The following is an 18869-nucleotide window of genomic DNA, read 5'->3' as shown; positions in this document are numbered from 1 at the left end:
CATGGAACGACGACATTTCATGCGGGCGCTGGCTGCCGCGCCGGCCCTGGGCGCGGCGGCAGCGGCACCGGCGGCGGCGCCGGCCGGCGACGAACGCGCCTACCTGCTGCGCCTGCTGCAGCGGATGGCCGAGCCGGTGCTGACGCTCATGGCAAAGGGGGAGCTGAAAAAGACCTTCCCGCTCGAGCTGAGCCCGACCTGGGATGGGCGCGACCGCGCGGTGGCCTACCTCGAATGCTTCGGCCGGCTGATGTCGGGCATCGCGCCCTGGCTGGCCTTGCCGGCGGACGCGACACCGGAAGGGAGCTTGCGCCGGCGCCTGCAGGAGATGGCCCTGCAAAGCTATGCCAACGCGGTCGATCCGCGCAGCCCGGACTACCTGAAGTGGAAGGGAGAGGGCCAGGCGCTGGTCGATTCCGCTTATTTCACCGATGCCCTGCTGCGTGCGCCCAAGGTGCTGTGGGAGCCGCTCGACGCTGCGACCAAGGCGCGCATCGTTGCCGAAATCAAGGGCCTGCGCCGGGTCGAGCCGCCGAACACCAACTGGCTGCTGTTCGCCGCGATGAACGAGGCCTGGCTGCTGTCGATCGGGGAAGAGTACGACCCGATGCGCATGAACGGCGCAATCCGCAAGATCAACGAGTGGTACGTCGGCGACGGCTGGATCAGGGATGGTAAAGACTTCCACTTCGATTACTACAACTCCTACGTCATGTACCCGATGCTGCTGGAGGTGCTCGACGTGCTGGCGGCGAAGAAGGCTCCCTTCTGGCAGGCCAGGCCGCAGGAACTGCTGGCCCAGGCATGCAAACGCGCGCAGCGCTACTGCGAGCACCTGGAGCGCTTCGTCGGCCCGGACGGCAGCTTCCCGCCGATCGGCCGCTCGCTCACCTACCGCACCGCAGCCTTCCAGCCGCTGGCGCTGCTGGCCTGGCGCAAGCAGCTGCCGGCTTCGCTGCCGGAAGGGCAGGTGCGCGCCGCGCTGCATGCGGTGCACCGTGCCATCTGGGATGCGCCGGGCAACTTCACGGACGATGGTTTTCTCACCATCGGCTTTCGCGGCCACCAGCCCGAACTGGGGGACTGGTACTCGAACAACGGCAGCATGTACATCGCTTCCAGCAGCCTGTTGGCGCTGGGGCTGCCCGCCAGCGACAGCTTCTGGACCGCGCCCGCCCAGGACTGGACCCAGAAGAAGGCCTTCGGCGGCCGTGGGTTCCCGAAGGACTATCCGGTGAGCTACTAGACCCATGGCGGGCACCGCGGCGGCCGACGACGCGTTCCGGCCGCGCGGTGTACACTGGCAAGGCTTTCCACCGTGCTTTCCTCCATGTCCACAACATCGCCACAAGCATCCGCCGCACCGCCGGCAGTCGTGATGCAGATCCTGTTTTCGGTCGCCTTTGTCCACCTGCTGAACGATTGCGTGCAGGCGGTCCTGCCCGCCATCTACCCGCTGCTCAAGGACGAATTCGCGCTCAGCTTCACCCAGATCGGCCTGATCACGCTGACTTTCCAGTGCACCGCCTCGCTGCTGCAGCCCTGGATCGGCCTGCACACCGACCGGCGTCCGATTCCCTTCCTGCTGCCGGCCGGAATGTGCGTCACGCTGGGCGGCGTCGCCCTGCTGGCGACGGCCGGCAGCTTCGCCATGCTGCTGCTGGCGGCCGGCCTGATCGGCATCGGCTCCTCGACCTTCCACCCGGAAGCCTCGCGCGTGGCGCGGCTGGCTTCGGGCGGGCGCTTCGGCTTCGCGCAGTCGCTGTTCCAGGTGGGCGGGAATCTAGGGTCGGCGTTCGGCCCGCTGCTGGCCGCCGCCATCATCGTGGGGCAGGGCCAGGGCAGGATCGCCTGGCTGATGCTGCTGGTGCTGCTGGCGGTCGCGGTGCTGGTCGGCGTCAGCCGCTGGTACGCGGGCCACCTGCGCACCGTCACGCGCAGGTTGGCCGTCCATGCCGGACCGGGCCTGTCGCGCGGACGGGTCATCTGGGCATTGACCGTGCTGGCGCTGCTGGTGTTCTCCAAGTACATCTACATGGCCAGCCTGTCGAGCTACTACACCTTCTACCTGATCGAGCGCTTCCACGTTTCGGTGGAGGCGGCGCAGATGTACCTGTTCCTGTTCCTGGCGGCGGTGGCGGCGGGCACCTTCGCGGGCGGCCCGATCGGCGACCGCATCGGCCGCAAGCGCGTGATCTGGTTCTCGATCCTGGGCGCCGCGCCCTTTGCGCTGGCGCTGCCCTATGCAAGCCTGTTCTGGACCGCCGTGCTGTCGGTGGTGATCGGGCTGGTGATGTCGTCCGCCTTCTCGGCCATCGTGGTGTTCGCGCAGGAACTGGTGCCGGACAAGGTGGGCATGATCGCCGGCCTGTTCTTCGGCCTGATGTTCGGCATCAGCGGCATCGGCGCCGCCGTCATGGGCGCGGTCGCCGACACCAACGGCATCGAGTACGTGTACCGGATCGCTTCCTTCCTGCCGCTGCTGGGCATCCTGGCCGTGCTCCTGCCGCGGATGCCGTCGCAGCGGACCTAAGTACGTAGATGCGCTAGCATTGCCTTGCCCCTTCCGGGCAATGGAGGATGCGATGCGTATTACTGCACTGGTGGACAATTCGCCCGCGGCCCATCGGGCCGAGGTGGACACCGACGGAAGCCGCCAGGCGCTGGCGGTGCCGGCCAAGGCCTCCGGCCCCGGTTCCGGCGTGAACGGCGGCGAGTTCCTGATGCTGGCATTGGCCACCTGTTATTGCAACGACTTGTACCGCGAAGCGCGGCGGCTCGGCATCCCGATCGACGGCGTACAGGTCGAGGCCAGCGCCGAATTCCCCGGCATCGGACTGGCCGCCACCGATATCCGCTACCGCGCCACGGTGCGCTCGGCGGCACCGGCGCAGGACATCGCCCGCCTGTTGGCCGAGACCGACGCGGTGGCCGAGGTGCATAACACCCTGCGGGCCGGATGCGCGGTCGCGTTCGAGCATCCATAGCCGGTAAAGCGGGCGCGAGTCCCGGCGCAAGGTTTTTCAGCCAGCCGGCGTCGCGCCTGCGGAATTGACGCGCGGGCGCGTCACAGCGCGCCGATCATCGCCTTCAGCTGGGCCAGCCGTTCCGGGCGTACGCAATAGCAGACCCGCTGCACGTCGGACGAGCCTTCGATCAGGCCGGCTTCCTTCAGGATCGAGACGTGCTTCGAAATGGTGGAGGCGGCGAGCGGCAGCACGTCGGCCAGGCTGCCGAAGTAGCAGTCGCCATGCTTGATCAGGTGCCGCAGCAGCTGCAGGCGCGCGGGGTGGCCGATCGCCTTGCATAGCGCGGCAAGGTCGTCGGTGTCGATGGCGGCCGCAGGCAGGGCAGCCGGGGCGCAGCAGGAACTGGTCATGGATGCTTTCGATCTGGTGTTGGACGACGAGGATAGGAAGCGCTTGCCGCGCCGTCAAGCCTGTGCGGTATCCGGCACGTCCGCCGCGCGCACCGGCTTGACGGCCGACAGGTAAAGCAGCAGCGAGGCCAGCGCACAGCCGAACAGCGCCAGCGGCAGGACCACTTGGCCGGCGGCGCCTGACAGGATGGCGGCACCGATCAGGGGACCGGCCGCTTTCGACAGCAGCGAGGGCGCAGCCAGTGCGCCGGTGATGGCGCCGTAGTGGCGGGGACCGAACAGCGCGCGCGGCAGGGTGCCGCGGATGATCGTCAGCACCCCGTTGCTCATCCCGTACAGCACGCAGAACAGCGCTACCGCCCAGGCCCGCGTGCCCAGCAGCGCCAGGGCCAGCAGGCCGAAGGGCAGGGTGGCGAACACGAAGCGCCCCACTACCTGCGGCGCCCGGTCGCGCGCCAGCGTGCGCTCGCCGATGCGGCCGGCCACCTGCATCGGTCCTACCAGGGCGGCCAGCAGCACGGCGGTGCTCGCGCTGTGGCCGAGCAAGCGCAGCAGCGGGATCAGGTGCGCCGCCAGCGCCGAAAAGATGAACACGTTGGCCGAGAAGGCCAGCGCCAATTTCCAGAACACCCGGTGGCGGATGGCTTCGGCCAGCGTGTGGCTGTCGCGCGGCGCATCGGCGTACACGGGAGGGCGCGGTGCATCGCGCCCCAGCCACAGGTGCAGGGGCAGGCATGCCGCCAGCTGCAGCGCCGCATACAGCAGGAAGGTGTCGCGCCAGCCCAGCCGTGCGTCGATGGCCAGGGTCAGCGGCCAGAAGATGGTGCTGGCGAAACCGGCGAACAAGGTCAATGTCGAGATGGCGCGCGGCGCCCCGGCCTCGATCTTGCGGTTGATGGTGGCGAAGGCCGCTTCATACAGGGTCAGGGCCATCGCGAGTCCGATCAGGGTCCAGGCGCCGAAATAGGAGGCGGGCGTGGCACAGCTCGCCAGCCAGGCCAGGCCGAGCGCGCTGGCGAGCGAGCCGGCCGCCATCACGTAGCGTCCGCCGTGGCGGTCGACCAGCGCGCCGACCGGCGTCGCCGCCACGCCTGCCACCAGCAGGCTCCACGAGAAGGCGGCAAAGGCGGTCTCGGCACCGATGCCGAGTTCGCGCTGGATGGCCGGCGCCAGGACGGCGAAGGCGTAGTACAGCGATCCCCACGATGCGATCTGGGTGAAGGCGAGGATGCCGATGGTCTTGCGTGCGGGCGACAACATGATCTCCTGGAGCGATGGCGCGGACGTTCAGCAGCAGGTGGCGTTCGCAGCCTTCACTGTACAGCAGCTCGACGCCGGCTGCTGGTAGACCCTGCGGGTATTGCAGACACCCGTTTCCGGCAAATCGAGCTGGACGTCGTCGGCGCCGGCGAGGTCGCCGGCGAGCGCCGCCACCACCGAGCGCACCTGCTCGTAGCCGGCGGCCAGCAGGAAGTTGGGCGCGCGGCCGTAGCTCTTGGCGCCGACCGCGTAGTAACCGGTCTCGGGATGGGCCAGTTCGCGGTGGCCGTGCGGACGTACGCTGCCGCAGCTGTGCTCGTTGGGGTCGATCAGCGGGGCCAGCGCATCGGTGCTCTCCAACCACGGATCGTGGCGCGTGCGCAGCTCGCGCGTCATGTCCAGGTCGGGCCGCGCGCCGGTGGCGCAGACGATTTCGTCGATGCCGCCGATGCTGTTGCCGTCCGCATCGAGGGCAGTGATGCGGCCGTGCGCTTCCTGCAGCGCATGGATCGGGAAGGACTGGCGCATCTCGAGTTGTCCGGAGTCGCGCAGCGCCTGCAGGCGCTGCCCCAGCTGGCCGCGCGCGGGCAGGCCGTCCGCATCGCCACCGCCGAACACGCGCGCCAGCTGGCTGCCGCGCGTCGCCCAGACCAGCTGCGTGTCCCGATGCTCGGCGGCGAGCTGCGCCAGCGCCAGCAGGGTGCCGGCGGCGGAGTGGCCGGCGCCGACCACCAGCACCCGTTTGTTTGCATAGCGCGCACGCTGGGCGCCCAGCACGTCCGGCATGCCGTAGGCGATGCGCGCCGCCAGCGCCGCTTCGCCGATCGCGGGGATGCCGTTGGCGCCGAGGGGATTCGGCTGCGACCAGGTGCCGGTGGCGTCGATCACCGCACGGGCGAGGTAGTCGCGCGGGCCGTCCGGCGTCTCGGCGCGGACCAGGAAGGGCGATTCGGCGCGGCCGCGGGTCTTCACCTTGTCGGCATCGACGCGGGTGATGGCGCTGACGCGGTGGCGCAGGTGCAGCACGTCGGCGATCGCGGGCAGGGCCGCCAGGGGCGCGAGGTAGCCGTCAAGCAGCTCGCCGGCGCTCGGCAGCGCGTCCGGATCGGGCATGGTCCAGCCGGCGCCCTCGAGCAGGCGGCCCGCCGCCTTGTCGACGTTGTACCGCCAGGGCGAGAACAGCCGCACGTGGCGGAAGCTGTCGAGGTTGGCGCCGACGGCCGCGCCGGCCTCCAGCAGCAGGGGCGTCAGGCCAGATGCGCGCAGGTGCGCGGCGGCGGCAAGTCCGACGGGGCCGGCGCCCAGGACGGCGACGGGCAGGGTGGCATCGATCTGGTTCATGGCTGTTCTCCGGTGGTTATTCGCTATTCGTCGTTTGACGAAAATAGAATAATCGCCTTGTCATCAAGCTGTCAAATTATTTCGATAAAATTCGAAGGGTCGTCAAACAGGCTTATAATTCGAGATATCTAGAAATGACACGGGACACCACCATGGATACCAAGGCCGCCATCGCAGCGCTGGCCGCACTGGCCCAGGAATCGCGCCTGGCCACCTACCGCCTGCTGGTGCAGGCCGGACCTGCCGGAATGGCCGCCAGCAAAATCGCCGAGGCGCTCGGCATGCCGGCGTCTTCGCTTTCTTTCCACCTGAAAGAGCTGAGCCACGCGGGCCTGATCACGCCGCGCCAGGAGGGGCGCTTCATCATTTACGCAGCCCAGTTCGACACCATGAATGCCTTGCTGGCCTACCTGACCGAAAACTGCTGCGGGGGCAACCCGTGTACGCCCGCCGGCAATGCCTGCGGCAGCGCCAGCGCCTGATTCTTCCCGCATTTCCATCAAGGCTTTCCCATGAACGTACTTTTCCTTTGCACCGGCAATTCCTGCCGTTCCCTCATCAGTGAAGCGGTCTTCAACCACCTGGCGCCGGCAGGCTGGCATGCCATCAGCGCTGGGAGCCAGCCGACCGGCAAGCTGAACGACAAGGCGCTTGCCCTGCTCGCCGCCAAAGGGATCTCCACCGAGGGCTATTACAGCAAGTCCTGGGACGCGCTGCCGCTGCCGCCTGATGTGGTGGTCACCGTGTGCGCCAGCGCCGCAGGCGAAACCTGCCCGGCCTATCTCGGCCCGGTCCTGCGTACGCATTGGGGCGTGGAAGACCCAAGCCATGTGGTCGGCACGGAACAGGAAATCGATGTCGCCTTCGAACAGGCTTACGCGACGCTGCGCGCACGGATCGAGGCTTTCCTGGCGTTGCCGCTGGAAGAGCTGAAGTCCGACCGTGCGCGCTTCAAGGTGGAACTCGACCGGATCGGCCTGATCGGCGCCTGAAGGACTCCTGTGCTGATCGCCTTTCTCATATTCCTCGCCACACTCGCACTCGTCATCTGGCAGCCGCGCGGTCTCGGCATCGGCTGGAGCGCCTCGGCCGGTGCGCTCGTGGCCCTGCTGGCCGGCGTGATCCAGGTGGGAGACATCCCGGTCGTCTGGAACATCGTCTGGAATGCCACCGGGGCTTTCGTTGCCGTGATCATCATCAGCCTGCTGCTGGACAAGGCCGGCTTCTTCGAATGGGCGGCCCTGCACGTTGCGCGCTGGGGCCAGGGCAATGGCAGGCTGCTGTTCATCCTGCTGGTCCTGCTGGGGGCAGCCGTTGCGGCGCTGTTTGCCAATGATGGCGCGGCACTGATCCTCACGCCCATCGTCATCGCCATGCTGGCGGCACTGCGGTTTACTGCCCGTGCCATGCTGGCCTTCGTCATGGCCGCCGGCTTCATTGCCGACACCGCGAGCCTGCCGCTGGTGGTATCGAACCTGGTCAACATCGTCTCGGCGGACTACTTCGGCATCGGCTTCGCGCGCTACGCCGCCGTGATGGCGCCGGTCAACCTGGTCTCGGTCGCGGCGACGCTCGCGGCACTGGTCTGGTTCTTCCGCAAGGACATCCCGGCCGCCTACGACCTGGCGCAGCTCAAGCGCCCGCAGGAGGCGATCCATGATCGCGCCACCTTCCTTACCGGCTGGTGGGTGCTGCTCATGCTGCTCGTGGGCTTCTTCTGGCTGGACGACGCGGGCATCCCGATCAGCGCGGTCGCCGCCGCCGGCGCGCTATTGCTGCTGGCAGTTGCAGCACGCGGCCACCGCATTTCGACGCGCGAGGTATTGCGTGGCGCCCCATGGCAGGTCGTCGTGTTTTCTCTCGGGATGTACCTGGTGGTGTACGGCCTGCGCAATGCCGGCCTTACCGACTACCTGACCGCGCTGCTGGACCGCTGCGCCGAGTACGGCGTGTGGGGAGCGGCGCTCGGTACCGGTTTCATGACGGCCATCCTGTCGTCCATCATGAACAACATGCCGACCGTACTGATCGGGGCGCTGGCGATCGACGCCACCTCAGCCCAGGGTGTGATTCGCGAAGCGATGGTCTACGCGAACGTGATCGGAGCCGACCTCGGCCCGAAGATCACGCCGATCGGCAGCCTGGCAACGCTCCTGTGGCTGCACGTGCTGTCCGCGAAGAACATCGAGATCTCCTGGGGCTATTACTTCCGTGTGGGTATCGTGCTGACGCTGCCCATCCTGTTCCTTACCCTGTGCTCGCTGGCACTGCGCCTGAGCTGAAGAGCCATGATCATGAACCAGACAAACGATCCGGGCCGGATTCCCGGCCTGCCCAACATCAACGCCGAGCAGCTCGACATGCCCAGCATGGACAAGCTCGCCCCCGTCGGCGACCTGAACCATCCGCCGCGCATCCTGATGCTGTATGGCTCGCTGCGCGAGCGCTCCTTCAGCCGCTTCCTGACCTACGAGGCAGCGCGCATCCTCGAGCACTTCGGCGCCGAGGTGAAAATCTTCGACCCCATGGAGCTGCCGATGGTCGGCAGCGTGCCCGAGACGCATCCGAAGGTGGTCGAGCTGCGCGCGCTGTCGCTGTGGTCGGAAGGGCAGGTGTGGTGCAGCCCCGAGCGCCACGGCGCGATCACGGCAGTGATGAAGAACCAGATCGACTGGATTCCGCTGGAGCAGGGCGCGTTGCGGCCGAGCCAGGGCCGCACGCTCGCCGTGATGCAGGTATGCGGCGGCTCGCAGTCCTTCAATGTGGTCAACACGATGCGGCTGCTGGGACGCTGGATGCGCATGTTCACGATCCCGAACCAGTCCTCGGTGCCGATGGCCTACAAGGAGTTCGACGAGGCGGGCCGGATGCGGCCCTCGGCCTATTACGACCGCGTGGTGGACGTGATGGAGGAACTCTTCAAGATCACCCTGCTCATGCGCGGGCGCCTTGAATACCTGACGGACCGGTATAGTGAGCGCAGCGAGCGCGCGCTGAAGAAAATCGACGCGCAGATCGCACAACTATAGGGGAAGCGATGAAACCGGTACGCGTCCAACTGAGCAGGAAGAAGGGCTGGAAGCTGCCCCCGAACACGGTGTCGGTGGCGCGTCCCGGGCGCTGGGGCAATCCGTTCTCGGTGGCGCCGGATGCGGTGCCGGGCACGCCGGTGGGTACGAGATACACGGCGATGCCAAGCGTGGCCGAAGCGGTGGCCGCCTACCGGCGCTGGTTGGAGGCGAGCCCGGAAGGACAGCAGCTGGCCGCGCAGGCGCGCGAAGCGCTGCGCGGCAAGAACCTGTCCTGCTGGTGCCCGCTCGACGGTCCTTGCCATGCCGAAGTCTTATTGGATATCGCTAACCGCTGAGCGGCTTATTTGGCCGCCACCACGCTGCCGATGCCCGACACCGACTTGTTCACCACGCGCGGGTTGCCGTAATAAGTCAGGTCGCCCATGCCGCGCACGTTGGCGTTCAGCTTGTCCTTGGCGTAGATCTTGACCGCGCCGATGCCTTCGAAGCTGACGTTGGCGTCCTGCGCGATCAGGCTCTTGGTGTCGACCTCTCCCACGCCCTGGGCGGACAGGCGCAGTTCGCGCACCTCGCCGTCGATGGCCAGGCGGCCGGCGCCGCGGTAATTGACGTCCAGGCGCTCGCCGCGCACCTTGGTCAGGCGCATCTCCCCGGCGCCTTCGCCCTTGAAGGTCTGCAGCGAAGGCAGGGTCACGACCACGCGGTCGCTGCTTTTCAGGCTGTTGCGCGTGCTGTCCTTCATGTCCAGGCGCAGTTCGCCGTCCACCACCTCGCTGGTGACGCGCTCGATGAAGCGCGGGTCGCCCTGTACCTTGAGCGAAAACGATTTACCGGCTTCCACCACCAGGCTGACCGGGCCGTGCACGGCGATGCCCTTGAAAGGCGTCACGCTACGTACTTGCTCGTCGGCATTAGCCGTGATCGAAGCGAGGGACAGGACTGCGGCAAGGATCAGGCGTTGCATGGTGGTCTCCGGTAAGTGGTATGAATCTATTGTAGGGAGACGGAACGGGCCTGGGTGCCGTTTGCGACGAACTGCAAAAATGCGAGGGTGGACGGTTGCGAAGCTGGAATGTGCGTACTGCGCGCCCGGCGTCAATACGCCTGTGTGCGCTGTTGCACATTCGTCCTGCCAGATCATGAAAAATAGGTGCGCACGATTGATTCCGTGACAATATTGTCGAGGAGTTAAGGCTATAATTTTCTTCGTCCACTTGCGTAGCCGATACCATGCACATCTCCACTGTTACCTTACCTGAAATGAAGCTCGCCGGACTGCCGCTTGCAGGTCCGCTCTCGGAATTGGAAGCGGATATGCCGGACATCTGGAGCAGCTTCCTGGAACGCGAAAGCGAACTGGGCGAAACCAATGGGCTGCGCTACGGCGTCAGTCTGCAAGACAAGCAGGGCGTGCGCATTGAGTGCATCGCCGCCGAGGTCAGCGACCTCAATGCGCTGCCGCCGGGCATGATCGGCATCCGCATTCCGGAACGCCGCTATGCGATGCTGACGCACCGCGGACCCGTCACGCGGGTGCAGGCCACCTACCTGACCGGCCATGCCGCCATCGAGCAGCTGGGCATGGTGCAGGACGAGGAAGGCTGGCGCATCGAGCGTTACGACCGCCGCTACACGCCGACGCTCCACGACGGCAACCGTCCGGACAACGCCTACGACATCCTGATCCCGCTGCTGTGATGCTGCTGCCCTGCGTGCTCGCAGGGCAATGAATTGGTGCCGGTATATTTCCCGACCGCCGGCGCCGGTAGGGCGGCTTGCGCCGCCAGGATCCCTTCCCAAGGACAAGCGTATCTTGCCTGCCGATTGTGACAGGCGTTTGACGAGCTTCTCTCGTTTCCGTTCTCGTTTTTACCCCGTATAACAGCGCAATTGCTATACGGCTAACGTGCGCTACCTGTGAATACGCGGCGCTACACTCAAACGCGCTCGACATCGCCCGATGTCAGAAGGAGACGCCCGCCCGGCGATCCCGAGCGGCAGCCCATACCATCGAATAACAGGAGAACGTCATGCAGAAGAAACAGGCCCTCAAGCAGTTGCTCGCAGTTGGTGCCGTGGCCGCCATGTTTAGCGCTGTCGGCGTGCAGGCCCAGACCACCGGCCAGAGCGCCCAGTCGATGACCAACCAGAGCGCGACGGGCACCCCTAACCTGACCGGCAAGACCGCCGCCGACGGCACCGTCAACAACACCAGCAGCCAGGGCAAGGAAGACCGCAGCGCGCAGATGGGCGCCTCCGGCAGCCAGGGCACCACCCGTGCCGAAGGCGCCAAGTCGCACACCGCCGATACCATGCAGTCCACCTCGGGCGCGTCGGGCGCCGCCGGCGCCACCGGTTCCGGTGCGGCCAAGCTGAGCAACGCCGACAAGAAGGCGATGACGGACATGGCCATCGCCAACATGGCCGAAGTCGAAACCGGCAAGCTGGCGCTGAGCAAGAGCCAGAACGCCGAAGTGAAGACCTTCGCCCAGCAGATGATCGACGACCACGGCAAGGCCCTGTCCGAACTGCAGACCCTGGCCCAGACCAAGGGCGTGACCCTGCCGACCGAACTCGACGCCAAGCACAAGTCGATGGCGGCCAAGCTGGAAAAGCTCAGCGGCGATGCCTTCGACAAGGAATACATGAAGATGGCTGGCCTGAAAGACCACAAGGACACCCACGCCAAGCTGCAGAGAATCAGCAAGAGCGCCAAGGATCCTGACGTGAAGGCGGCCGCCGAGAAGACCATCCCGACGGTCGAGCAGCACCTGAAGGCGGCCCAGCAGATGTCGTCGGCCAAATCCGGCACGACCTCGGGCAAGTAAAAATAAGCACGCGGGCTGCCGGCCAGGCAGCCACGCCTCACCTGCCGGCGGTCGTGCATCGCGTCCGCCGGCCTACACGCAAGTGTCAAGGAGAATCCCATGCAGAAAACACTGCGTATCCACCGTGTTCTGGCGCTGTCGATCGCGGGCGCCCTGTTCGCCGCCGGCGCCAGCCAGGCCCAGGCCCAGGCGGTCACCCAGGGTACGGCGCCGGCCGCCGCAGCCGCCGCCGGCGCGCCTGCGGCCCCGGCAAGCACCACGAGCAAGCTGGATCGTTCGGACCGTAAGGTGCTCGAAATGATGGCTGAGGCCAATATTGCTGAAATCAACGCCGGCAAGCTGGCGCTGACCAAGGCAAGCAATCCCGAGGTCAAAGCCTATGCCCAGCGCATGGTCGACGAACATACCAAGTCCTTGGCCGAAGTACAGGCACTGGCCCAGGCCAAGGGCGTCGAGCTGCCGAAAGAATCAAACGTCAAGCACAAGGCCAAGGAATCGATGCTCAAGGCGCTGAGCGGCGACATCTTCGACCGCACTTATGTGAAGCAGTCGGGCCGGCGCGACCACCGCGTCACGCACGAGCAGCTGCGCGACAACATGGACAAGATCAAGGACCCGGACATCAAGGCCCTGGCCATGAAGATGCGGCCGGTCGTCGAGCAGCACCTGCTGGCGGCGGACGAGCTCATCGCCCGCACCGCGCGCGGCGCCACCGGCACGGCCGGCACGCCGGGCAACGACACCAGCACCGCCACCGGCAAGGAACCGATCCCGAACAAGAAGTGAGTGTGAATCTGGTCCACCGGACCAGATCACCCTTTCCACTTCCCTTCGATGCGCGCGATGTCGATCTCGATCCCGACGATCGCCTTGAGCATGCCGTCGATGTAAGCTGGCGGCGCATCCGTCACCGACCACGGCTGCGGCTGGTCCGCTTCGTGGTGCCGCGTCTGGCCATGCAGGAAGTCCAGCAGCCAGCCCGGATCCTCGATCGCACGCAGGCGCCCGTGCACGTGCACCACGTTGTAGTCCCAGGTCGGCACCACCTTGCCGCCGCTGGCGATTTTTTGCTGCTGGTCCGGCGGCACGTAGCCGGCGGGGCCGCGAAAGACGGCCAGCACCTGCTGGCCGGCGCGGCGCCACACCGGGTTGGCGCGCGCCACGTGGGCGCGCAGCAGGCCCAGGCCTTCGCTGCCGCCCTCGGCGAATTCGAAGGGCAGGTGATCGGCATCCGGCAGTCCCCCATGCTGGGTGACGAGCATGCCCAGGGCATGCTCCCTGATGAGCAAGCGCATTGCCCGCGGGTCCTGCTGGCGGTCTCGGGTCGGCAGGTACATCAGCGCACCCGCATGACGACGACCTCGGTCTTGAGCGAGTTCGCGATGTAGCAGCGCGCGTGGGCGGCGTGGTGCAGGGCGTCCAGCTCGTCGGCGCAGGGCTGGCGCTCGCCGCCGAACACGATGGCCGGGCGCAGTTCGATGCGCGTCATCGCGACGCGGCCCGCTTCGTCTTCGCCGAGGTAGCCCACGGCCCCATCCACATAGCTGTCCACCACGAAGCCCTGCTGCTGCGCCAGCGACAGGAAGAACAGCATGTGGCAGCTCGACGCCGCAGCCACCAGCGCTTCCTCGGGATCGAGCGCCGCCGGGTCGGACATCGGCAGCGGCACCGACAGGGGCGAGGATGAGGCCCGCAGCTGCAGGCCCCCGTCGAACTGCCAGTCATGGGCGCGGCTGTAGCGCCCGTCCAGGAAAGCCTGGCCGGCGCGCTGCCATGCCACCCGTGCTTCGAACTTTTTCATGCTTCCTCCGTGATGGACTGGTCTTATCTTAAGAGACCACTTGGCTTGTCCAAAGTGCCAATCCGCGCGAAGATGGGCGTACCAATGCACATCGACGACCTGATCGCCGCCGCGCCGCTCGAGCGCGCCGCCACTACCCCGCTGTTCCGCCAGCTCTATGCGCGGCTGAAGGAGGCCATCCTGCACGGACGCCTGGCGCCCGGCACGCGCCTGCCGGCCACGCGCGAGCTGGCGCGGCAATTGCAGGTGTCGCGCCAGACCGTGCTGGCCGCCTACGAGCAGCTGACGGCCGAAGGCTACCTGCGCGGCGGGGTGGGACAGGGCACTTTCGTGGACGCCAGCCTGCCCGCCGCGCGTCCGGCGCCAGACTCTGCCGGCACCGCGCCCGGCATGCCGCGGCCGCTGCCGGCACGCGGCCTGGCGATGGCCTCCAGCATGGCGCGGGTACGGCATCACCAGGGCCCCTTGCGGGCCTTCAGGCCGAGCATGCCGGGCCTGGACCTGTTCCCCTTCGAGGTCTGGCGCAAGCTGGAAGCGCGCCACTGGCGCCGCCGCGAGCTGCCGCTGGGCTATGGCGCCGCCGCCGGCTACCCGCTGCTCCGGGAGCTGCTGTGCGCCTACCTGAATGCCTCGCGCGGGGTACGCTGCACGCCCGAGCAGATCATCGTCACCACCGGATCGCAGCAGGCCTTGTACCTGCTGGCGCAGCTGCTGCTGGCGCCGGGCGAGGGCGTGTGGCTGGAGTCACCCGGCTACCAGGGCGCCGCCGCGCCCTTCGAAGTGGCTGGCGCGCGCATGTGCCTGGTGCCGGTCGACGCCGAAGGCATGGACGTCGCCCATGCCGCCGCCCACCATCCGGATGCCGCGATGGTGTTCGCCACCCCGTCGCACCAGTTACCGCTGGGTGTCACCATGAGCCTGGGCCGGCGCCTCGAGCTGCTGCGCTGGGCCGAGGCGAAGCGCGCCTGGATCGTCGAGGACGACTACGACAGCGAGTACCGCTACACCGGCCCGCCGCTCGCTTCGCTGCAAAGCCTCGACCGCGCCGGCTGCGTGATCTACGTCGGCACCCTGTCCAAGGTGCTGTTCCCGGGCCTGCGCCTGGGCTATGTGGTGGCGCCGCCGGCGCTGGTCGAACCCTTGACGCAGGCGAAGGCGGTGGTCGACCGCCACAGCCCGGTGGTGCCGCAGGCGGTGCTGGCCGACTTCATCCAGCAAGGCCATTTTGCGCGCCACATCCGGCGCACCCGCGACGCTTATGCCGAGCGCCGCGGCGCGATGATGGAGGCTTTGGCAAGCCGCATGGACGGCATGCTGGCCTGCGGCCCGGCGGACACCGGCCTGGACGTCTGCGTGCGCATCACCGGCGCGCTGGGCGAAGCCGAGGCCGTGGCGCGCGCCTTGGCTGCCGGCGTCGACCTGCGCCCGCTGTCCTACTACGTCCACCCGCAGGCCGGCCCGGCATGCGCGGCGCCGCCCGGGATGCTGCTGGGCTTTTCGGCCTTCACGCCGGCCGAGATCCGCGCCGGCGTGGCCCGTCTTGCACAGGCCCTGGCGCCATGAGGCGGGAATGGCATTTCAGGAAACCTTGTCCTTTGATCAGCTAGAATTGGCGTTTTGCTTGCACACGAGAGTCATATGGCGACGCAGGGGGAGTACGAGTATTTCAAGAGGATCGGCGAAGCGGGCATGCAGCATTCGACGCATAAGCCCTGGTCCGACGCCCATTGCGGCCTGTACATGATGGAACTGGGCGCCATGCTCGGCCTGATGCCCGAAGGGGGCCGCCTGCTCGACATGGGATGCGGCACCGGTTGGACCAGCGTGCTGTTCGCCAAGCGCGGCTATGACGTGACCGGCACCGACCTGGTGCCCGAGGCCATCGACGCCGGGCGCCGGCTCAGGGACAAGGAAGGCTTGCCGAACCTCGACTTCGTGGTCGGCGACTATGAGTCGCTTTCCTTTCGCGAAGAATTCGACGTGGTGGTGTTCTTCGATTGCCTGCACCATGCGGTGGACGAGGTCAGCGCCCTGCAGAGCGCCTGGCGCGCCCTGAAACCGGGCGGCATCTGCATCACTTCCGAGCCCGGCCTGGGTCACGAGCGCCGTTCGGCCGCCATCATGGCGGAGTTCGGCACGACCGAGCGCGACATGCACCCGGCGAAGATCATCCGCGCCGGCAAGAAAGTCGGATTCCGCAGCTTCAGCGTGCATCCGCATGCTTCCTACCTGTATATCGCCCTGTACCGCAAGCAGGCCGACAACCTGATAGGCAAGCTGCTGCGCATCCCCGGCATGCGCGCCCTGGCGGGCCTGGCCACCCTGCTGTTCTCGAAACACCAGGCAGGCATCGTCGTGTTGCGCAAATAAGCGCCGGCACACCAGGTGCCTGTCGCTTTTGCACCTCAGCGGTTGTATTGCAGGTAAGAACATGTAAAGATGGGGTCACCATGCATTACGTCTGCAGTTTTTGGATCAATGAAGGGAGCGGCCCGGCTCGGCCAGGCGCAGACTCCCGGAAGTCTTTCGGAAAACCGTTTCATGCATCTTGCCCTGTCTCGCATTCTGATCTGCCGCACGGATAACATCGGCGATGTCGTCCTCACCCTGCCGCTGGCAGGCTTCCTGAAAGGGGCGATCCCGGGCGTCCAGGTCGACATGGTGTGCCGCGCCTATGCCGCGCCGGTGGTGCGCTGCTGCCGCCACGTCGACCGCGTGCTGGCGCTGGAAGAACTGGACATCGACCGCCTGTTCCAGGACCGGGAATACGACACCGTCATCTTCGCCTTCCCGCACCGTGCCATCGGCCGCGCGGCGCGGCGCGCCCACGTGCCGAACCGCGTGGGCAGCAGCCACCGCCTGCACCACTGGATCAGCTGCAACCGGCTGGCGCACTTCAGCCGGGCGCGCTCCAACCTGCACGAAGCCCAGCTGAACTTTGCCCTGCTCAAGCCGCTCGGCATCGACCGCCAGCCTGCCCTGGACGAGATCTGGCCCCTGTACGGCCTGCAGGCGCCTGGCGAGGCCGCCGTCGGCCAACTCTTCGATCCGACGCGCTTCAACCTGATCCTGCACCCCAAGTCGAACGGCAACGGCCGCGAGTGGCCGCTGGCGCGCTACACCGAACTGGCCGCGCTGCTGAGCAAGGATCCCGGCATCGCCGTCTGGATCACGGGCAGCCGCGCCGAAGGCGAACTGCTGGCGCGCGCGGCGCCCGAATTGTTGGCCAGCCCGAACGTGCGCAACCTGTGCGGCCAGGTGGACCTGGATGGCCTGGTCGCGCTGATCGGCATGGCGGACGGCCTGGTCGCCAGCGGCACCGGACCGCTGCACGTCGCGGCGGCACTGGGAAGGCCGACGCTCGGCCTGTTCCCGCCGATCAAGCCGATCGACATCGCCCGCTGGGGGGCGCTCGGCCAGCGTGCCCAGTCGCTCTGCGGCGCGCAGGCCTGCGGCAACTGCACCGACGCCGCGCACTGCCGCTGCATGGAGGCGATCACTGCGCGCCAGGTGGCGCAAGTGGTTGCCGGTTGGCGCAGCACGGCGGCGCAGCAGCGCGGCCAACGCATGGAAGAAGCGGCCGCGTGAGGCCGAAGCTCCTGATCACGCTCGATTCCATGCGTTTCGAGAACACCGGCCTGCACACCTTCGGCGACAGCCTGACGAAGGAGCTGGCCAGGCAGGGGCAGGGCAGCGTCGACCTGAGCGCCTATACCTATCCCGCGCAGCACGGCTTCCTGGGCGAGGAGGCATCCTACGTCGGCCACCGCAGGTATCACCGCTGGCTGTTTCCGCGCAAGCGCGAGTTCGACCTGGTCCACTTCGCCGACCAGTACTGCCGCTTCGGCCCGGAGCGCGTGCGCGCCCGGACCGTGATGACAGTCCACGACCTCAACCAGGTGCACGAACGCACGCCGGGCACGGCAAAATACCAGCGCTACCTGCGGAGAATGCGCCGCAAGATCCGCGGCGTCGACCGCATCGTGGCGATCTCGGAGTTCGTCAAGAGCGACATCCTGCGCTTCTTCCCGGAGGCGCAGGACAAGATCTCGGTCATCTACAACGGCACCAATCCGGGCCGGGCGCCCGAGGGACACCAGCCGCGCTTCGTGCCGCAAGGGCCCTTCCTGTTCGCGGTCGGGATGGTCTGTCCGAAGAAGAATTTCCACGTGCTCGTGCCTCTGCTGCGCGCGAACGCTATGAGCCTGGTGATCGCCGGCGTGGTCAAGGAAGCCTACCGGGACAGGATCATGCAGGAAGCGGCGCGCTTCGGCGTGGCCGACCGGGTGGTGGTGACCGGTCCGGTCAGCGGGTTCGACAAGGATTGGTACTACGCGCGTTGCGAGGCCTTCCTGTTCCCCTCGCTCGCCGAAGGCTTCGGCCTGCCAGTGATCGAGGCGATGCATCACGGCCGCCCGGTGTTCCTGTCGCGCTTCACCAGCCTGCCGGAAGTCGGCGGCGACGCCGCCTTCTACTTCGACAGCTTCGAACCGGACCACATGGCCGAGGTCCTGAACAAGGGGCTGGCCCGCTTCGCCCGCGAGGATGGCGCCCGGCGTGCCCGCGAGCATGCGAGCCGCTTCAGCTGGGAGAAGGCCGGGGCGGCCTACCTCGACCTGTACCGGCAGGTCCTCAGCTAGGGGACACGGGTTTATACTGCGGGGATGAACCAGACCCGCTGCTCCTGGGCCAACATGGCCAATCCTCGCTACATCGCCTATCACGACCACGAGTGGGGCGTGCCCTGCCACGACGAGACGACCTTGTTCGAGATGCTGAACCTGGAGGGTGCGCAGGCCGGCCTGTCGTGGGAGACCATCCTGAACAAGCGCGACAGCTACCGCCTGGCCTTCGACAACTGGGATGCACAAACAATCGCCGCCTATGACGAGGGCAAGGTGGCCGAGCTGCTGGCCAACCCGGGCATCGTGCGCAACCGCCTGAAGGTGGCGGCGGCGATCACCAACGCGAAAGCCTACCTGGCGATGCGCGAACAGGGGCTCACGCTGGACGCCTACCTGTGGGGCTGGGTCGACGGCAAGCCGCTCGTCAACGACTGGCCGGACGGATCGCGCCCCGCCAAGACCGCGCTGTCGGACCGCATCTCGAAAGACTTGTCGAAACGCGGCTTCAAGTTCGTCGGCTCGACCATCATCTACGCTTACCTGCAGGGCGTCGGCGTCGTAAACGACCACGACAAGGCCTGCTTCCGTTTCGCAGGGGCTTGA

Annotated in this window: 22 protein-coding genes; 16 read left to right on the top strand and 6 right to left on the bottom strand. The window is 67.1% G+C overall.

Going from position 1 to position 18869, the window contains the following annotated elements:
* Window position 1: 1 nt before the first annotated feature.
* The 3 genes from FG94_RS06470 (at window position 2) to FG94_RS06460 (ending at window position 2987) form a co-directional block, all read left to right on the top strand.
* The gene (locus FG94_RS06470; protein ID WP_036208655.1) at window positions 2–1246 is read left to right on the top strand and encodes a DUF2264 domain-containing protein; all 1245 of its coding nucleotides are present in this window, start codon (window positions 2–4) and stop codon (window positions 1244–1246) included.
* A 132-nt stretch (window positions 1247–1378) separates the two neighbouring features.
* Window positions 1379–2533: an MFS transporter gene (locus FG94_RS06465; RefSeq protein ID WP_200879952.1), complete on the top strand. Its 1155-nt coding sequence runs from the start codon at window positions 1379–1381 to the stop codon at window positions 2531–2533.
* 52 nt (window positions 2534–2585) lie between these two features.
* Entirely contained in the window at window positions 2586–2987 is a 402-nt protein-coding gene (locus tag FG94_RS06460) for an OsmC family protein (protein WP_036209268.1), read from the top strand.
* A gap of 80 nt (window positions 2988–3067) precedes the next feature.
* Here FG94_RS06460 and FG94_RS06455 read toward each other — a convergent pair whose 3' ends face one another.
* From FG94_RS06455 to FG94_RS06445, 3 genes are read right to left on the bottom strand one after another with little or no spacing between them, the layout of a single operon-like run.
* Window positions 3068–3379 (bottom strand): helix-turn-helix transcriptional regulator, encoded by a 312-nt coding sequence (locus tag FG94_RS06455; RefSeq protein WP_036208649.1) that lies wholly within the window; start codon window positions 3377–3379, stop codon window positions 3068–3070.
* A gap of 54 nt (window positions 3380–3433) precedes the next feature.
* A complete protein-coding gene (locus FG94_RS06450; RefSeq protein WP_051996290.1) occupies window positions 3434–4639 on the bottom strand; it encodes an MFS transporter in 1206 nt (401 codons plus the stop codon).
* A gap of 27 nt (window positions 4640–4666) precedes the next feature.
* The gene (locus tag FG94_RS06445; RefSeq protein WP_036208646.1) at window positions 4667–5980 is read right to left on the bottom strand and encodes an NAD(P)-binding protein; all 1314 of its coding nucleotides are present in this window, start codon (window positions 5978–5980) and stop codon (window positions 4667–4669) included.
* A gap of 152 nt (window positions 5981–6132) precedes the next feature.
* On the opposite strand from FG94_RS06445, the gene FG94_RS06440 reads away from it, so the two are divergent.
* From FG94_RS06440 to FG94_RS06420, 5 genes are read left to right on the top strand one after another with little or no spacing between them, the layout of a single operon-like run.
* Window positions 6133–6462: a helix-turn-helix transcriptional regulator gene (locus FG94_RS06440; protein ID WP_036208641.1), complete on the top strand. Its 330-nt coding sequence runs from the start codon at window positions 6133–6135 to the stop codon at window positions 6460–6462.
* 30 nt (window positions 6463–6492) lie between these two features.
* The gene (locus FG94_RS06435; protein ID WP_036208640.1) at window positions 6493–6972 is read left to right on the top strand and encodes an arsenate reductase ArsC; all 480 of its coding nucleotides are present in this window, start codon (window positions 6493–6495) and stop codon (window positions 6970–6972) included.
* A 9-nt stretch (window positions 6973–6981) separates the two neighbouring features.
* Window positions 6982–8262, top strand: coding sequence for an arsenic transporter (locus tag FG94_RS06430; RefSeq protein WP_036208638.1), 1281 nt, complete (start codon window positions 6982–6984; stop codon window positions 8260–8262).
* Between the two features lie 12 nt (window positions 8263–8274).
* Entirely contained in the window at window positions 8275–9009 is a 735-nt protein-coding gene (gene arsH / locus FG94_RS06425) for an arsenical resistance protein ArsH (RefSeq protein WP_051996323.1), read from the top strand.
* 8 nt (window positions 9010–9017) lie between these two features.
* Window positions 9018–9347: a DUF4326 domain-containing protein gene (locus FG94_RS06420; RefSeq protein WP_036208636.1), complete on the top strand. Its 330-nt coding sequence runs from the start codon at window positions 9018–9020 to the stop codon at window positions 9345–9347.
* A 5-nt stretch (window positions 9348–9352) separates the two neighbouring features.
* Here the strand turns inward: FG94_RS06420 and FG94_RS06415 are convergent, their stop codons facing one another.
* The gene (locus FG94_RS06415) at window positions 9353–9976 is read right to left on the bottom strand and encodes a GIN domain-containing protein (protein WP_036208634.1); all 624 of its coding nucleotides are present in this window, start codon (window positions 9974–9976) and stop codon (window positions 9353–9355) included.
* A gap of 266 nt (window positions 9977–10242) precedes the next feature.
* Here FG94_RS06415 and FG94_RS06410 point away from each other — a divergent pair, with 266 nt between their 5' ends.
* The 3 genes from FG94_RS06410 to FG94_RS06400 all read left to right on the top strand — a co-directional run bounded on the left by FG94_RS06410 (window position 10243) and on the right by FG94_RS06400 (window position 12626).
* Window positions 10243–10710 (top strand): GyrI-like domain-containing protein, encoded by a 468-nt coding sequence (locus tag FG94_RS06410; protein ID WP_081925846.1) that lies wholly within the window; start codon window positions 10243–10245, stop codon window positions 10708–10710.
* A gap of 332 nt (window positions 10711–11042) precedes the next feature.
* On the top strand, window positions 11043–11840 hold the full coding sequence (locus tag FG94_RS06405) for a DUF4142 domain-containing protein (RefSeq protein WP_036208631.1): 798 nt from the start codon (window positions 11043–11045) through the stop codon (window positions 11838–11840).
* A 99-nt stretch (window positions 11841–11939) separates the two neighbouring features.
* A complete protein-coding gene (locus FG94_RS06400; RefSeq protein WP_051996289.1) occupies window positions 11940–12626 on the top strand; it encodes a DUF4142 domain-containing protein in 687 nt (228 codons plus the stop codon).
* Between the two features lie 26 nt (window positions 12627–12652).
* Here the strand turns inward: FG94_RS06400 and FG94_RS06395 are convergent, their stop codons facing one another.
* Window positions 12653–13177, bottom strand: coding sequence for an FMN-binding negative transcriptional regulator (locus tag FG94_RS06395; protein WP_051996288.1), 525 nt, complete (start codon window positions 13175–13177; stop codon window positions 12653–12655).
* A complete protein-coding gene (locus FG94_RS06390; RefSeq protein WP_036208628.1) occupies window positions 13177–13641 on the bottom strand; it encodes an OsmC family protein in 465 nt (154 codons plus the stop codon). The genes FG94_RS06395 and FG94_RS06390 overlap by 1 nt, the downstream gene beginning before the upstream one ends.
* Window positions 13642–13695: 54 nt before the next feature.
* On the opposite strand from FG94_RS06390, the gene FG94_RS06385 reads away from it, so the two are divergent.
* The 5 genes from FG94_RS06385 to FG94_RS06365 all read left to right on the top strand — a co-directional run bounded on the left by FG94_RS06385 (window position 13696) and on the right by FG94_RS06365 (window position 18869).
* The gene (locus FG94_RS06385; protein WP_229445886.1) at window positions 13696–15204 is read left to right on the top strand and encodes a PLP-dependent aminotransferase family protein; all 1509 of its coding nucleotides are present in this window, start codon (window positions 13696–13698) and stop codon (window positions 15202–15204) included.
* Between the two features lie 75 nt (window positions 15205–15279).
* On the top strand, window positions 15280–16011 hold the full coding sequence (locus FG94_RS25865) for a class I SAM-dependent methyltransferase (RefSeq protein WP_051996287.1): 732 nt from the start codon (window positions 15280–15282) through the stop codon (window positions 16009–16011).
* Between the two features lie 171 nt (window positions 16012–16182).
* Window positions 16183–17229: a glycosyltransferase family 9 protein gene (locus FG94_RS06375; protein ID WP_036208621.1), complete on the top strand. Its 1047-nt coding sequence runs from the start codon at window positions 16183–16185 to the stop codon at window positions 17227–17229.
* Window positions 17226–18281, top strand: coding sequence for a glycosyltransferase family 1 protein (locus FG94_RS06370; protein ID WP_051996286.1), 1056 nt, complete (start codon window positions 17226–17228; stop codon window positions 18279–18281). Before FG94_RS06375 ends, FG94_RS06370 begins: the two co-directional genes overlap by 4 nt.
* Window positions 18282–18305: 24 nt before the next feature.
* Window positions 18306–18869 carry a DNA-3-methyladenine glycosylase I gene (locus FG94_RS06365; protein WP_036208619.1) on the top strand — a complete coding sequence of 188 codons (564 nt, stop codon included), beginning with the start codon at window positions 18306–18308 and terminating at the stop codon, window positions 18867–18869.

The organism is Massilia sp. LC238 (assembly GCF_000735635.1).
Classification (GTDB): domain Bacteria; phylum Pseudomonadota; class Gammaproteobacteria; order Burkholderiales; family Burkholderiaceae_D; genus Telluria; species Telluria varians.
Note: the sequence above shows the minus strand (reverse complement) of the source record. Positions and strands in the feature narration are given on the sequence as shown.

What these genes read in the sequence shown, in the direction of transcription:
- FG94_RS06450 (WP_051996290.1), bottom strand. Translation starts at nt 4,639, where the DNA reads ATGTTGTCGCCCGCACGCAAGACCATCGGCATCCTCGCCTTCACCCAG.
- FG94_RS06390 (WP_036208628.1), bottom strand. Translation starts at nt 13,641, where the DNA reads ATGAAAAAGTTCGAAGCACGGGTGGCATGGCAGCGCGCCGGCCAGGCT.
- FG94_RS06420 (WP_036208636.1), top strand. Translation starts at nt 9,018, where the DNA reads ATGAAACCGGTACGCGTCCAACTGAGCAGGAAGAAGGGCTGGAAGCTG.
- FG94_RS06470 (WP_036208655.1), top strand. Translation starts at nt 2, where the DNA reads ATGGAACGACGACATTTCATGCGGGCGCTGGCTGCCGCGCCGGCCCTG.
- FG94_RS06365 (WP_036208619.1), top strand. Translation starts at nt 18,306, where the DNA reads ATGAACCAGACCCGCTGCTCCTGGGCCAACATGGCCAATCCTCGCTAC.
- FG94_RS06445 (WP_036208646.1), bottom strand. Translation starts at nt 5,980, where the DNA reads ATGAACCAGATCGATGCCACCCTGCCCGTCGCCGTCCTGGGCGCCGGC.
- FG94_RS06415 (WP_036208634.1), bottom strand. Translation starts at nt 9,976, where the DNA reads ATGCAACGCCTGATCCTTGCCGCAGTCCTGTCCCTCGCTTCGATCACG.
- FG94_RS06405 (WP_036208631.1), top strand. Translation starts at nt 11,043, where the DNA reads ATGCAGAAGAAACAGGCCCTCAAGCAGTTGCTCGCAGTTGGTGCCGTG.
- FG94_RS06440 (WP_036208641.1), top strand. Translation starts at nt 6,133, where the DNA reads ATGGATACCAAGGCCGCCATCGCAGCGCTGGCCGCACTGGCCCAGGAA.
- FG94_RS06460 (WP_036209268.1), top strand. Translation starts at nt 2,586, where the DNA reads ATGCGTATTACTGCACTGGTGGACAATTCGCCCGCGGCCCATCGGGCC.
- FG94_RS25865 (WP_051996287.1), top strand. Translation starts at nt 15,280, where the DNA reads ATGGCGACGCAGGGGGAGTACGAGTATTTCAAGAGGATCGGCGAAGCG.
- FG94_RS06375 (WP_036208621.1), top strand. Translation starts at nt 16,183, where the DNA reads ATGCATCTTGCCCTGTCTCGCATTCTGATCTGCCGCACGGATAACATC.
- FG94_RS06465 (WP_200879952.1), top strand. Translation starts at nt 1,379, where the DNA reads ATGCAGATCCTGTTTTCGGTCGCCTTTGTCCACCTGCTGAACGATTGC.
- FG94_RS06410 (WP_081925846.1), top strand. Translation starts at nt 10,243, where the DNA reads ATGCACATCTCCACTGTTACCTTACCTGAAATGAAGCTCGCCGGACTG.
- FG94_RS06400 (WP_051996289.1), top strand. Translation starts at nt 11,940, where the DNA reads ATGCAGAAAACACTGCGTATCCACCGTGTTCTGGCGCTGTCGATCGCG.
- FG94_RS06395 (WP_051996288.1), bottom strand. Translation starts at nt 13,177, where the DNA reads ATGTACCTGCCGACCCGAGACCGCCAGCAGGACCCGCGGGCAATGCGC.
- arsH (WP_051996323.1), top strand. Translation starts at nt 8,275, where the DNA reads ATGAACCAGACAAACGATCCGGGCCGGATTCCCGGCCTGCCCAACATC.
- FG94_RS06455 (WP_036208649.1), bottom strand. Translation starts at nt 3,379, where the DNA reads ATGACCAGTTCCTGCTGCGCCCCGGCTGCCCTGCCTGCGGCCGCCATC.
- FG94_RS06435 (WP_036208640.1), top strand. Translation starts at nt 6,493, where the DNA reads ATGAACGTACTTTTCCTTTGCACCGGCAATTCCTGCCGTTCCCTCATC.